Genomic DNA, 12,424 nt, shown 5'->3' on the forward strand with positions numbered 1-12,424 from the left:
CCCATGCGCAGCCGTCCGAACGGCATCCAAGGGCCGGCGATCTTCCTGGCCCAGTTCATCGGCGACGAGCCCCCTTTCGACGATCTCGACGCGATCGCGCACTGGGCCGCCTCGCTGGGATACCGAGGCATTCAGCTACCCACCGTGGACAGCCGCTTCATCGACCTGGGCCTGGCTGCCGAGAGCCAGGCCTACTGCGATGAACTCAACGGCCGCTGTGCCGAGGCCGGCGTGGTGATCAGCGAACTCTCCACCCATCTGCAGGGCCAGCTGGTGGCGGTACACCCCGCCTGCGACGAGCTGTTCGACGACTTCGCTCCCGCCAGGCTGCACGGCAAACCGCAGGCGCGCACCGAGTGGGCGATCGAACAACTGCTGCTCGCGGCCAAGGCCAGCCAGCGCCTGGGCCTGACGGCCCATGCCACCTTTTCTGGCGCCCTGCTGTGGCCGTTCTTCTATCCCTGGCCACAGCGCCCCGCGGGATTGGTCGAGGAGGGGTTCGCCGAGCTGGCGAGGCGCTGGCGACCGATCCTCGACGCCTTCGATGACGCCGGAGTCGACCTGTGCTTCGAGATTCATCCCGGCGAGGATCTTCACGACGGCGCCTCCTTCGAGCGCTTCCTCACAGCGGTAGACCATCATCCGCGAGCCAGGATTCTCTACGACCCCAGCCATCTGCTGCTGCAGCGGCTCGACTACCTCGATTTCATCGATCGCTACCACGAGCGTATCGGCATGTTCCACGTCAAGGATGCCGAGTTTCTCCCCAGCGGGCGCAGTGGTGTCTACGGCGGCTATCAGGGTTGGGTCGATCGCCCCGGGCGCTTCCGCTCGCTGGGTGATGGCCAGGTCGACTTCAAGGGAATCTTCAGCCGCCTGACCCAGTACGGCTATGACGGCTGGGCGGTGCTCGAATGGGAGTGCTGCCTGAAGGATGCCGCTCAGGGCGCCGCCGAGGGAGCTCCCTTCATTGCCGAGCACCTCATCCAGCGTGCCGGCCGCGCCTTCGACGATTTCGCCGGGGTCACCGCCAGCCCCGAGCGCAATCGCAGGATTCTCGGCCTCGACGACAGCCGCTGAGGCCATGGAGCACGACAACGACAACAAAGGAGATGACCGATGTTACGTACCCGGCTCAGTATCATGATGTTCCTGCAGTTCTTCATCTGGGGTGGCTGGTTCGTCACCCTGGGCACCTTTCTGGCGCGCAACCTCGAAGCCAGCGGCGGCCAGATCGGGATGGCCTTCTCCACCCAGTCCTGGGGCGCGATCATCGCCCCCTTCATCATCGGGCTGATCGCCGACCGCTACTTCAATGCCGAACGCATCCTCGGCCTGCTGCACCTGGCCGGTGCCGGCTTAATGTACGCACTGTACATCTCCAGCGATTTCGCCACCTTCTACCCGCTGGTGCTGGTCTACATGATCCTCTACATGCCGACCCTGGCGCTGGTCAATTCGGTCTCCTTCCGCCAGATGGACGACCCATCCCGGGAGTTCGCCCGGATCCGCGTGTGGGGCACCATCGGCTGGATCGTCGCCGGCTTGGCGATCAGCTATATCTTCGCCTGGGACTCCTCCCAGGCCATTGCCTCCGGCATGCTGCGCAACACCTTCCTGATGTGCGCCATCGCCTCGCTGGCACTGGGCGTCTATAGCTTCAGCCTGCCGGCCACCCCGCCCAAGGCCGACGGCCCTGTGGGAGTCAAGGAGGTGCTGGGCCTCGATGCCCTGCGGCTGCTCAAGGACCGCAACTACGCCATCTTCTTCATCGCCTCGATCCTGATCTGCATTCCACTGGCCTTCTATTATCAGAACGCCAATCCCTTCCTCGCCGAGATCGGCGTGGCCAACCCCACCGGCAAGATGACCCTGGGCCAGGTTTCCGAAGTGCTGTTCATGCTGCTGCTTCCGGTGTTCATTCATCGCTTCGGCATCAAGAAGACGCTGCTGATCGGCATGCTGGCCTGGTCGCTGCGCTACGCGCTATTCGCCTTCGGCAACGCCGACGACCTGGTGTTCATGCTGATCCTGGGCATCGCCCTGCATGGGATCTGCTATGACTTCTTCTTCGTCACCGGCCAGATCTATACCGACGCTCGCGCCGGCGAGAAATTCAAGAGTGCCGCCCAGGGCATGATCACCCTGGCCACCTACGGCGTCGGCATGCTGATCGGCTTCTGGGTGGCGGGCCGGATCACCGACCACTTCGCCGTGAACGGCGCCCACGCCTGGCAGGGTATCTGGCTGTTCCCCGCCCTGTTCGCCCTGGCCGTGCTGGTGCTTTTCTTCCTCACCTTCAAGGATGACAAGCCGGCCAGCGTCTCGGTGGAAAGCCGGGAGCCCGAACCGCTCTGACGTCATCGTCATCATGAAAAAAGCGGGAGCCCCTCGGGGCTCCCGCCTTCGCCTGGGCACGCGAGGCGTCCACGTTACAGCTCCCTGACCCAGATATTGCGGAAGCTGACCGCCGCGTCGTGATCCTGCAAAAAGATCGGCGCACAGCCGTGGGCCTCATCGTAGTCGGGCTCGCCGATCCATTCGGTGGTGCCCTGGATCTCCACGTGGTGCTGGACCAGCACATCGTTGTGCAGCACCGTGACGTAGGCGGGGGACGCTAGCTCACCGGCGGCATCGAAGCGCGGCGCCGTGTAGAGAATGTCATAGCTCTGCCATTCGCCGGGAGGACGCGAGGCGTTGACCAACGGGATGTGCTGCTTGTAGACCGACGCGGCCTGACCGTTGGGATAGGTGGGATTGTCATGGGAATCGAGCACCTGGGTCTCGTAGCGCTCCTGCAGGAACACGCCGCTGTTGCCGCGGTCCTGGCCGTCCATGCCCTCGATATCGACGGGTGTGCGCCACTCCAGATGAAGCTGCACGTCGCAAAACGCCTGTCGGGTACGGATGCCCCCGGCGCCGCGCTTCACGGTCATCGCCTCGCCCTGGTGATGCCAGGGCGCGGGCCCGCCCACCTCGGCCTCCCAGGCCTCCAGGTCGCTGCCGTCGAACAGTACGATGGCGTCCGACGGCACGCCTCCCTCCGGTGCTTCCACCACCGGCGGCACGGGTTCCCAGACCTCGGTCTTCTCGGCCTGCTGCCAAGGCTCTAGCGCCTCCTCCGGTGCGTCTTCGCCGCCGACGGCGGCGAAGGAGACCGCCATCAGGCCGACGCCGGTGGCTCGAACCAGGATCGTTGCTGAATACCAGAGAATCGGTTGTTGCATCGCATCTCTCCAATTCGTCTCGAACGAACGGGCGCTACACGGCCGGACAGTGGTCCGGCCGCCGTATTTCCCGGGGTATCGTTTGGGCGGCAGGCCCGGTTTCGTTGGTCTGCCGGGTCAAGTCGCCCAGGCGGGCTCCCCTTCCTCGTAGGGCATGCAGCCGTCATAGCGTCCCGGGACGGCCTCGTAGCGCAACACTTCCGTGGCCCCCACTTCCGACGTGAAGAACCCGAACAGCGTCAGTTGCTTCATCAGTGTGAAGTAGTGCGGCTCACCGCTTGCCTCGACCTGCGCTCGGGCCTCGCGGTCCAGCTCGACGACCAGGTCACGCCGCTGCGCGTCGTCCAGGCTCAGGAAGTCGCGGTCGTGAGCCGCGCGGCTGCGCGCATCGAGCTGCGCCAGGCCCTGCTGGAACAGCCCCCGCTCCTCCGGCGTATAGCAGGCGCTGACGAAAACGCTCATGAAGGCACCCACTTCGGCGTCCTTGGCACCGGGCGTGTCGGTACGCGGCAGTATGGTCTCGGCCAGTTCGTCCAGCCGCTGGATATCCTCGGCGCTGAAGCCCCGATCGCATTCGTCGGAGGCACTGAAGGCGAACAAGGAGTTGCCCCCGACCAGCGCCGTGCCGGTCGCCACGGTGATCATTTTCAGCAGTTCACGACGATTCATGAGAGGTCACCCCGCTTGAGTTCCTCCACCGCATGGTCCACCGCACGAGCGGTGAGGGCCATATAGGTCAGGGACGGATTGACGCAGGAAGACGACGTCATGCAGGCGCCATCGGTGACGAAGACATTGGGGGCATCCCACACCTGGTTGTAGCCGTTGAGCACCGAGGTCGCCGGGTCGCGTCCCATGCGCGCGGTACCCATCTCGTGAATGCCCATGCCGGGGGCGTAATCCTCCTCCTCGCCCTTGACGTTTCGCACCCCGGCGGCTTCGAGCAGGTCGACGGCGTCCTGGACCATGTCCGTGCGCATGTCGCGCTCGTTCTGCTTGAGCTCCACGCTGATGGCGAGCACCGGCAGGCCCCACTTGTCGCGCACGCCATGGTCGAGAGCGATGCGGTTCTCGTGATAGGGCAGCATTTCGCCGAAGCCGGTCATGCCGATGGTCCAGCCACCCGGCTGGCTGAGGGCCTGCTTGAGTTCGGCACCGATATTGAGCTCGGCGATCTCGCGATCCCAGCCCAGGCGGCTCGCCGCACCCTGGTAGCCGAAGCCGCGCACATAGTCCCGCCGCTCGTCGCCCACGTTGCGGAAGCGGGGAATGTAGAAGCCGGCGGGGCGCCGCCCGAAGTAGTACTTGTCGAGATACCCCTCCACGTCGCCGCTGGCACCGCAGCGAAAGTGATGGTCCATCACGTTGTGGCCCAGTTCGCCGCTGCTGCTGCCCAGGCCGCCCTCCCAGACGTCGGTCGCGGAGTTCATCAGTATCCATGTGGAGTTGAACGCCGACGCGTTCAGGAACACCACGTCGGCGGTGTATTCGTAGGTCTGGTGGTTTTCGGCGTCAATCACTTCGACGCCGCGGGCCCGCTTGCGATCCTTGTCGTACAGCACCTGGCTGACGATGGAGAACGGCCGCAGGGTCAGGTTGCCCGTCTTCATCGCCGCCGGCAGCGTGGCCGACTGGGTGCTGAAGTAGGCGCCGTAGGGACAGCCCAACCAGCACTTGTTGCGATACTGGCAGTCGACCCGGTTTTGTTCGGGCTTCGGCTGGGTGATGTTGGCCACCCGGCTGTGGATCAGGCGGCGCTGGCCGTCGAACGCCCTTTCGATACGCCTGGCGACGTCCTTCTCCACGCAGTTGAGCTCGATGGGTGGCAGGAACTGGCCATCGGGCAGGATATCCAACCCTTCGCGCGTCCCGGCGATACCGGCGAAGCGCTCGACATAGTCGTACCAGGGGGCCAGGTCCTCATAGCGAATGGGCCAGTCGACGGCGATCCCCTCGCGCTGATTGGCCTCGAAGTCCGTGGGGCTGAGCCGATAGCTCTGACGCCCCCACATCAGCGAACGACCACCGACGTGATAGCCGCGAAACCAATCGAAACGCTTTTCCTCGACGTAGGGATGCGCCTGTTCATCGGCCCAGAGTCCTAGGGTCGATTCGTTCAACGCATAGTCGCGCTTCAATACCGGGAATTTTTCCTGCATCTCCTGGGTGGCGTGGTCACGGTGCGGGTAGTCCCAGGCCTCCTTGTCCGCGTTGTGGTAATCCTTGACGTGCTCGATGTTGCGGCCTCGCTCCAGCAGCAGGACCTTGAGCCCTTTCTCGGTCAATTCCTTGGCGGCCCAGCCGCCACTAATGCCTGAGCCAACCACGATGGCGTCGTAGTGATTGTTAGCCATGGAGTGAATACCTTTGTTGTGAGTCGATGCGTCGAATGGGACAGCGCGACACTTTCGGTGTGAATGCCTCATCGGATTCAATCACCAGGCTTCAAACTCTTTTCGGATTCTGGCTTGTTGCCATTCGATAGCGCTATTTCATGCTTTGCGGCTCTGAAGCCTGGCTACCGTTTTTGAGTTGGGGCAGCTCAATCACCTTGGAGTGACGAGAGCTCGTCGCGCAGAAAGTCGTGGCCTTCGGCGATGACGGCTTCGGCATCGAGAGGCATGTCGTGCTCGATGATGTACCACTCCACACCCGCTCGATCGATGGCCGGCAGCAGCGTGTCCCACTCCAGTACGCCCTGGCCCAGCGTCGCGAATCCGGCCTCTTCCTCGGCAGTGCCTTGGGGCGCATTGTCTTTGGCGTGCACGGCGAACAGGCGATCGTCCAGTCGCGTTACGTACTCGGCAGGATCCAGGCCGCCGCGGGCGACCCAGGCGACGTCCAGCTCCACCAACAGCTCGGGCCCGGCGGCATCGAGCATGTGCTCGAGCGCCGTCTTGTCCTCGAAGACTTCCATTTCGAAATCGTGATTGTGGTAGGCGAGCCGGAAATCTTCGTCTCTCAACCGGGAGGCGATGTCGCCGAGCTCGCGCCCCAACGCCTGCCATCCCTCGGCATCGGTGGGGCGCGCCTGCTCATCGAGATATGGCAAGGTCAGCGTGTCATTGCCGACCGCTCGATTGAAGGCAACCGTCTCGTCCAGACGATGCCTCAAGTCGTCCAGCGGCACGTGGCTCGATACCACCTCCAGTTCATTGGCTTCGAGCAAGGCGTCGAGCTCCTCTGCGGTCACGTCCTGGGTACCTACGGTCTCGATGGCCTGAATGCCCGATCGTCTTACCGCGGCCAACTGCTCCTCCAGTTCGCCGAAATCACGCAGCGTGTACATCTGGGCGGCAATCGGAAACTCCGTCGCATTCTCCTGCGCCAAGCCGGCCTGACTCATGCCAGCGATCGTCATGATTCCTGCCACCGTCATGCCGGGGAGTTTCCACCGGGGAGGGCTAGAGGGGATATCCATATTCATCTCTTGTCTCGTTATGATGGATTCTGGGCTAACCGAAGATGCAGGGGCTCCTGCGGAGTGGCAGTCATGAGCTGACCACTCCGTCTCTCGATCGACAAAGGGAAACCTTTGGCTCACGATGCCCTGAAATGTAATCGGTTACATTTTTTTAGTTCATGGCTGCGACAGCTGCAAGCCGGGATCGAAGAAAGAGGCGCCCTGCACTCTTCTCGCGTCTTAATCGATTAACATAATGGCGTTAAAGAATTGATTTAAAGGCAGAGAGATTGTAACTTTTAAAGATATAGACTTTGGTATAACAATTTCAGGAGAGACAACAATAGCCTCGAATGCGGGCCTCAGGCTCCATGATCTTCAAGCGTCAAGGCGATAAGCAGATAAGAAGAAACCGTTCTGCCTCACACGCAGGATTCGAGTGATTGAGAAATGTCAGCAAGCGCTGGGAGTGCTGCATGTTCATCACGATTGGCGATGAAAGAGCTTTCCTCCTGAAACGGAAAATCGATACCATCGACGACCAAAGCCATGCAATATGGCTTTCCATGTCATGACCGGCTTGTACGGACCCAAGGCATGCGAAGCGTCGATTCACCTGCCGTGCACATGGACTCAGCCGATACGCTCATGGGGTATGGCCACACCACAAAGGATTTGTCGTGCCGCTGCGTGACCTGTTGCTGGGCCTCGTGATCGTGTTGATTTGGGCCTTGAATATCATCGTCATCAAGCTCGGCGTCGAAGAACTCCCGCCACTGCTGTTGACGACCCTGCGCTTCATGCTGGTCGCTATCCTGCTGGTGCCCTTCCATCCGGTACCCAGGCACCAGTTGCCCTTCCTGGTGCTGCTTTCGGTCACCTTCGGCACCCTGCACTTCGCTCTGCTGTTCATCGGCCTGGGCCAGGCGGAGGCCGGTACCGGAGCGCTGCTGGTGCAGATGGGCACCCCCTTCGCTACCCTGCTGGCGGTACTCTTCCTCGGCGAAAGACTCAGCCCGCGCCGCCTGGCGGGGCTTGGGCTGTCATTCGGCGGCGTGGTGGTGCTGGCCGGCGGTCCCAGCCTGCCATCTTCGCTGCCCATGGCGTTGCTGCTGCTGAGCGCCCTGGGCTGGGCGGTTTCGCAACTACTGATCAAGAAGGGACCCAACCTCGCGCCCATGGCCCTGGCCGGCTGGGTGGCGCTGTTCGCCGTGCCTCAGGTAGCACTCGGCTCCTGGTGGTTCGAGCGCGAGCACCTGGCCGTCATGGCAGGAGCCGGCTGGTTCGGCTGGGGAGCGGTGTTCTATACCGCCGTGATGTCATCGATCGTTGCCTACGGCCTGTGGTATGGCCTGCTGCGGCGCCATCCGGTCAGCCGCCTGGCACCGCTGAGCCTGCTCGTCCCGGTCGGCGCCGTCCTGCTGGGCGTCGTGCTGCTGGGCGAGCGACTCAATTCGCACGTCCTGCTGGGCGGAGCCATGGTCATTGCCGGTGTGGGTTTGATCGTGATCCGCTTCGGGGCGCTACTGCGGCGCTGAACCGCTGCCGCAGCCCGGCCCACGCCCCGGCCAACTGACACAGGCGCCAACCTCGATGTCGCGCTCGGCAAAATATCCGGCGTTGACTTCCAGTGCGGCGTGATAGGCGACACCGGCCGTGGTGACGGGGCAACCGTAAGGGCTGCGCGAAGAACAGGGCTGCATGGTATTCAGCGCGGCGATGCGACCATCGGCGTCAAGAAAGGCGATGTCCAGGGGGATGCGGGTGCGGTACATCCAGAAGCCACCTTCGGCCGGCTGCACCTCATCGTAGAGAAACAGCATGCCGGCGTCGGGGGCGAGCCGGTCGCGCTCCATCAGGCCCCGCTGGCGCTCGGCTGAGGTGCGCGCCAGCTCCACTTCGAGCCGGTGGCGCTCGCCGTCGGCCTCGATGACCATCGGCACTCGATCGCGTGCGAACGGCGGCGCGGCGTCGACCTGCCACTGCCCGCCGAGCGCCGCCAGCGCCACGGCGACCAGTATGCCGTGGCGCACTCCAGAGATCGTTCGTGGCAGCCTCATCTCGTGTCTCCCGGTGGTTCGTCGGGCAGCAGGTGGATACCGGCTGCCAGCAGCGAGACCTGCACCGCCGCACCGCGACACAGCCCGCTGCGCCTTGCCGCATGGGTGGAAATATCGAAGCGTAGGGTAGCGTCGGCATCCTCGACGGCCAGCGCCAGCGACGTCGTGCCGCCCAGCACGACCATTTCTGTGATGCGCCCGAGCACCGGGTTCTCGCGCTCACCGCGCGCGGGCCGGTCGCCGCGATGCAACACCACATCGGAGTCGGGCAGATACCAGGCGACCCGCTGCCCCGGGGTCAGCCGATCGAGCCCCTGCGCTACCTCGAGCCGCAACGCCCCCCAGCGCAGCCAACGCGCGCCGTCCTCCTCCACGACCTGCCCGGCGAACACATTATGGCGGTCCAAGAGCCGTGCCACCTCGGCGCTGGCCGGGCGACGGAACAGGGTTTCGGCATCCCCCGTCTGTAGACTGTTACCACCATGGAGCACGCAGAGCCGGTCGGCAAGCGCCACCGCCTCGTCCAGGTCGTGGGTCACCAGCACGATGGGAATACGGATCTGCTCGCGCAGGCGCGCCAGCTCTCGCTGCAGGCGCCGCCGGGTGACCTGATCGACCGCCGAGAAGGGCTCGTCGAGCAGCAGGGCGCGCGGCTCCCGAGCGAGCGCCCGAGCCAGCGAGACCCGCTGCCGCTGGCCGCCCGAAAGCTGCCAGGGATAGCGCTCACCCAAGCCCTCGAGATGCATGCGGGCGAGCCAGCGCTCGGCACAGGCGGCGCGAGACGCCGCTGCGAGATGCCCCAGCGCGACCATGACGTTCTGGCGTGCCGTCAGGTGTGGGAACAGGGCGTAGTCCTGAAACACCATCCCCGCCCGACGTTGCTGAGGCGACAGTGCAACCTTGGCTTCGATATCGAGCCAAGTATCGTCACCACAAGCGATACGGCCCTCGCGCGGTGTCATCAGACCGGCGATGGCGCGCAGCAACGTGGTCTTGCCGCTGCCCGAGGGACCGACCAGGGCCAGCAGTTCGCCGGCGTCGCAGTGAAAATGGGCGTCGAGCGGAATCGGCCCTGCCTGGCGCACGGTGACCTCCAGGCGCCCGGTGGCCGGCACCAGCTTGGTGCCGTCGTCGGCCGGACCGTTCGCGTTCCGCTCAGCCACGTCGCCACCGCCTGCGGCCCGCCAGGCCGTACACCACGCCAATGGTAACGAAGGAGACCAGAAGCAGCGTGGCCGACATGATTCCCGCGCCGCGCTCGTCGAAGGCCTGCACCCGATCGTAGATGGCGATAGCCAGGGTGCGCGTCTCACCGTCGATGGCGCCGCCGACCATGAGAATCACGCCGAACTCGCCTAGGGTATGGGCGAAGGTCAGCGCCAGGGCCGAGATGATACCCGGCCATACCAGCGGCAACTCGATGCGCAGAAAGGTTTGCCAGGGCGACAGCCCGCTGCACCAGGCCGCCTCGCGCAGATTGGGCGGTACCGATTCGAAGGCACGCTGGATCGGCTGCACCGCGAACGGCAGGTTCGCCACCAGCGAGGCGAACAAGATGCCGCTGAAGGTGAAGTTGAGCCCCTCGCCGGTGAGACGCTGCCATAGCGCACCGACGGGGGCATCGCGCCCGAAGCTGAGCATCAGGTAGAACCCCAGCACCGTGGGTGGCAGCACCAGCGGCAGCGCCACCAGCGCCTCGCAGAGCGGCTTGCCGCGAAAATGAGCTCGCGCCAACGCGCGCCCCAGCCACACGCCCAAGGGCACCAGCAGCAGGCAGGTCAACAGTGCCAGACGCAGCGAGACCGAGAGCGCCGTCCAATCCATCAGTGGCCCTCGTCTTCGACGCCCTCAACCGGCGGACGAAAGCCATAGCGGGCAAGGATCTCTCGAGCCCGGTCCTGCTGGAGCCAGACATAGAATTCCCGTGCCTCGTCACCGGCTCCCTTCACCAGGACCATGCGCTGCACCAGCGGTGCATGCCACGCCTGCGGAATCAGCAGGTAGTCGCTGCGTTCGGCAAGCTGAGGTGCCAGCGCCAGCGACTCCGCCACCAAGCCGCCGCGGGCGTCATCGGTGAGGGCGAACTGGGCCGCCTGGGAGACGTTCTCGCCGATGATGCGCAGCGGAGCCGTCGCGTCCCACAGCCCGGCATGCGCCAGCACCTGCCGCGCCGCCATGCCGTAGGGCGCGTGCTCCGGGTTGGCCAGTGCGATACGTGCCCGTCCCTCGTCTCGTGCATGCTGCGCCACGGCCTCGCGCACGCCGGCAAGCGGGTCGTCTTCCCCGGGCAGGTCGTTACGATCGGCGCGCTGCAGCCACGCCAGCCGCCCCACGGCATAGACGCGACTCGGCCCCTCGACCCACCCCGCCGCGTCAAGCGCCTCGACGCTGGCCTCATCGGCCGACAGGAAGATATCGAAGGGCGCGCCCTGCTGAATCTGGCGGCGAAAATTGCCCGAGGCACCGTAGTTGATACGCAAGCGCTGCCCCGTCTCGGAGGTGTAGGCCGCCGCCAGTTCGGGGAAGGCAAACTGCAGCGACGAGGCGGCCGCCACGGTGGGAACGTCGGCCCATGCCGGGTTCAGCACAAGCGTCAGGCAGGCGGCCAGCGCCCAGCGGAAGAGTGTCGTCATCGCACGAACCGGAACAGCGAAGGTGACGGCATTGTCATGCACCGAGATCGCTCGGTAAAGCCGGCCACCCGGAACCCACGCATGACGTGATCCATGGCAGGTCCAGCGCAGTCCCAGCGAACCAGACCTAGTCGGTCGCGCCCTCGCGTTGTCCGAGTATCGCCATCAGGTCGATGCGCGTCTCCCGGGTACGCAGGTCGAGCAATCCTTCGAGCGCCTGCAGGTGATCGTGTATGCATTGCCGTGCCCCCTCGGCATCGCCGCCACGCAGCCGCTCGAGCAGCGCCGGATGATCCTCGGGCAAGTAGCAGCTGGCGAGTCCCGCGCGCTTGTAGAGGGCGATGACGATGGAGGTGCGCAGGATCAGGTCGGTGAGCATGGCGCCGAGCACGCGGTTGGGGGAGTGCTCGGCGAGCAGGTGGTGAATGGCCAGCGAGTTCTCGATACGCGCCGGCTCGTCGCCGCGAGCATGGGCCTCGGCCTCCCGCGCGACCAACGTGGCGATGTCGTCCAACAGCGCGCTATCGAGCCGACCGGCCAACAGTGCGGCCACCTCCCCCTCCACCAGGCGGCGAGCGGCGAAGGTCTCGCGCGTCTCCTCGATGCTCGGTGCGCGCACCCGGGCCACCTGGTTGGGCTGCTGGCTGACGACGTGATCCGCGGCCAGGCGGGTCAGTGCCTTGCGCACCACCGAACGGCTGACGCCGAAGATCTCGCCCAGGGCGACCTCGGGCAGGCGCGTGCCAGGCGGCAGTCGCTGCGTCAGTACGGCCGTACGCACCTTGTCGACAATGAAGCGATCGCTGATACGGCCACCGGCACGCGTTTCGGCGGCTGCCTCCTCCTGCCAGGTACTGCTCATGGGGTCGCCCTCTCACCTTCTGCTCATGAGCCTACCTTCGCACGTTTCCCCGATCCTGGCCACACGAAAGCGACCATCCTGTATACAAAGTGTCAGGCCGGGCAGTGCCGCTCACCCACATCGAGGATCTTCAGGGTATTGGTGCCACCGTGGGCGTTCATGTGATCGCCCCGGGTCAGGATGACATGATCCCCGGGCTCGGCAATCCCCTTCTCCACCAGCAGCGCCAGCGCCCGGTC

14 protein-coding genes are annotated in these 12,424 nt (G+C 64.8%); 3 read left to right on the forward strand and 11 right to left on the reverse strand.

Annotation, left to right across the window (positions count from 1 at the left end; genetic code table 11):
- Window positions 1–3 precede the first annotated feature (3 nt).
- Both CYJ07_RS03680 and CYJ07_RS03685 read left to right on the forward strand, forming a co-directional pair.
- Window positions 4–1,080, forward strand: coding sequence for a sugar phosphate isomerase/epimerase family protein (locus CYJ07_RS03680; protein WP_104202317.1), 1,077 nt, complete (start codon window positions 4–6; stop codon window positions 1,078–1,080).
- 39 nt (window positions 1,081–1,119) lie between these two features.
- Entirely contained in the window at window positions 1,120–2,358 is a 1,239-nt protein-coding gene (locus CYJ07_RS03685; RefSeq protein WP_104202318.1) for a nucleoside permease, read from the forward strand.
- 74 nt (window positions 2,359–2,432) lie between these two features.
- Here the strand turns inward: CYJ07_RS03685 and CYJ07_RS03690 are convergent, their stop codons facing one another.
- From CYJ07_RS03690 to CYJ07_RS20735, 5 genes are all read right to left on the reverse strand, one after another.
- On the reverse strand, window positions 2,433–3,227 hold the full coding sequence (locus CYJ07_RS03690; RefSeq protein ID WP_197038246.1) for a 3-keto-disaccharide hydrolase: 795 nt from the start codon (window positions 3,225–3,227) through the stop codon (window positions 2,433–2,435).
- Between the two features lie 117 nt (window positions 3,228–3,344).
- Window positions 3,345–3,896: a gluconate 2-dehydrogenase subunit 3 family protein gene (locus CYJ07_RS03695; RefSeq protein ID WP_104202319.1), complete on the reverse strand. Its 552-nt coding sequence runs from the start codon at window positions 3,894–3,896 to the stop codon at window positions 3,345–3,347.
- On the reverse strand, window positions 3,893–5,581 hold the full coding sequence (locus CYJ07_RS03700) for a GMC oxidoreductase (RefSeq protein WP_104202320.1): 1,689 nt from the start codon (window positions 5,579–5,581) through the stop codon (window positions 3,893–3,895). The genes CYJ07_RS03695 and CYJ07_RS03700 overlap by 4 nt, the downstream gene beginning before the upstream one ends.
- A gap of 188 nt (window positions 5,582–5,769) precedes the next feature.
- On the reverse strand, window positions 5,770–6,654 hold the full coding sequence (locus tag CYJ07_RS03705; protein WP_197038247.1) for a sugar phosphate isomerase/epimerase family protein: 885 nt from the start codon (window positions 6,652–6,654) through the stop codon (window positions 5,770–5,772).
- 398 nt (window positions 6,655–7,052) lie between these two features.
- Entirely contained in the window at window positions 7,053–7,181 is a 129-nt protein-coding gene (locus CYJ07_RS20735) for a hypothetical protein (protein ID WP_269320533.1), read from the reverse strand.
- A 129-nt stretch (window positions 7,182–7,310) separates the two neighbouring features.
- On the opposite strand from CYJ07_RS20735, the gene CYJ07_RS03710 reads away from it, so the two are divergent.
- The gene (locus tag CYJ07_RS03710) at window positions 7,311–8,168 is read left to right on the forward strand and encodes a DMT family transporter (protein ID WP_104202322.1); all 858 of its coding nucleotides are present in this window, start codon (window positions 7,311–7,313) and stop codon (window positions 8,166–8,168) included.
- Here the strand turns inward: CYJ07_RS03710 and CYJ07_RS03715 are convergent.
- The 6 genes from CYJ07_RS03715 to CYJ07_RS20240 all read right to left on the reverse strand — a co-directional run.
- Complete coding sequence (locus CYJ07_RS03715; protein ID WP_104202323.1) at window positions 8,154–8,690, reverse strand: DUF192 domain-containing protein; 537 nt, start codon at window positions 8,688–8,690, stop codon at window positions 8,154–8,156. The genes CYJ07_RS03710 and CYJ07_RS03715 overlap by 15 nt on opposite strands.
- Complete coding sequence (locus CYJ07_RS03720) at window positions 8,687–9,853, reverse strand: ABC transporter ATP-binding protein (protein ID WP_231489523.1); 1,167 nt, start codon at window positions 9,851–9,853, stop codon at window positions 8,687–8,689. Before CYJ07_RS03720 ends, CYJ07_RS03715 begins: the two co-directional genes overlap by 4 nt.
- Window positions 9,846–10,514: a molybdate ABC transporter permease subunit gene (gene modB / locus CYJ07_RS03725; RefSeq protein WP_104202324.1), complete on the reverse strand. Its 669-nt coding sequence runs from the start codon at window positions 10,512–10,514 to the stop codon at window positions 9,846–9,848. The genes CYJ07_RS03720 and modB overlap by 8 nt, the downstream gene beginning before the upstream one ends.
- Window positions 10,514–11,323 carry a molybdate ABC transporter substrate-binding protein gene (gene modA, locus CYJ07_RS03730; protein WP_104202353.1) on the reverse strand — a complete coding sequence of 270 codons (810 nt, stop codon included), beginning with the start codon at window positions 11,321–11,323 and terminating at the stop codon, window positions 10,514–10,516. Before modA ends, modB begins: the two co-directional genes overlap by 1 nt.
- 127 nt (window positions 11,324–11,450) lie before the next feature.
- Window positions 11,451–12,185, reverse strand: coding sequence for a GntR family transcriptional regulator (locus CYJ07_RS03735; RefSeq protein WP_104202325.1), 735 nt, complete (start codon window positions 12,183–12,185; stop codon window positions 11,451–11,453).
- A 92-nt stretch (window positions 12,186–12,277) separates the two neighbouring features.
- The coding region (locus tag CYJ07_RS20240) for a pyruvate kinase alpha/beta domain-containing protein (RefSeq protein WP_156085466.1) at window positions 12,278–12,424 on the reverse strand (147 nt) is incomplete at its 5' end.

This window comes from Billgrantia saliphila (assembly GCF_002930105.1).
In the GTDB taxonomy this organism is placed as follows: domain Bacteria; phylum Pseudomonadota; class Gammaproteobacteria; order Pseudomonadales; family Halomonadaceae; genus Halomonas; species Halomonas saliphila.

What these genes read in the sequence shown, in the direction of transcription:
- CYJ07_RS03680 (WP_104202317.1), top strand. Translation starts at nt 4, where the DNA reads ATGCGCAGCCGTCCGAACGGCATCCAAGGGCCGGCGATCTTCCTGGCC.
- CYJ07_RS03685 (WP_104202318.1), top strand. Translation starts at nt 1,120, where the DNA reads ATGTTACGTACCCGGCTCAGTATCATGATGTTCCTGCAGTTCTTCATC.
- CYJ07_RS03690 (WP_197038246.1), bottom strand. Translation starts at nt 3,227, where the DNA reads ATGCAACAACCGATTCTCTGGTATTCAGCAACGATCCTGGTTCGAGCC.
- CYJ07_RS03695 (WP_104202319.1), bottom strand. Translation starts at nt 3,896, where the DNA reads ATGAATCGTCGTGAACTGCTGAAAATGATCACCGTGGCGACCGGCACG.
- CYJ07_RS03700 (WP_104202320.1), bottom strand. Translation starts at nt 5,581, where the DNA reads ATGGCTAACAATCACTACGACGCCATCGTGGTTGGCTCAGGCATTAGT.
- CYJ07_RS03705 (WP_197038247.1), bottom strand. Translation starts at nt 6,654, where the DNA reads ATGAATATGGATATCCCCTCTAGCCCTCCCCGGTGGAAACTCCCCGGC.
- CYJ07_RS20735 (WP_269320533.1), bottom strand. Translation starts at nt 7,181, where the DNA reads ATGGCTTTGGTCGTCGATGGTATCGATTTTCCGTTTCAGGAGGAAAGC.
- CYJ07_RS03715 (WP_104202323.1), bottom strand. Translation starts at nt 8,690, where the DNA reads ATGAGGCTGCCACGAACGATCTCTGGAGTGCGCCACGGCATACTGGTC.
- modB (WP_104202324.1), bottom strand. Translation starts at nt 10,514, where the DNA reads ATGGATTGGACGGCGCTCTCGGTCTCGCTGCGTCTGGCACTGTTGACC.
- modA (WP_104202353.1), bottom strand. Translation starts at nt 11,323, where the DNA reads ATGACGACACTCTTCCGCTGGGCGCTGGCCGCCTGCCTGACGCTTGTG.
- CYJ07_RS03735 (WP_104202325.1), bottom strand. Translation starts at nt 12,185, where the DNA reads ATGAGCAGTACCTGGCAGGAGGAGGCAGCCGCCGAAACGCGTGCCGGT.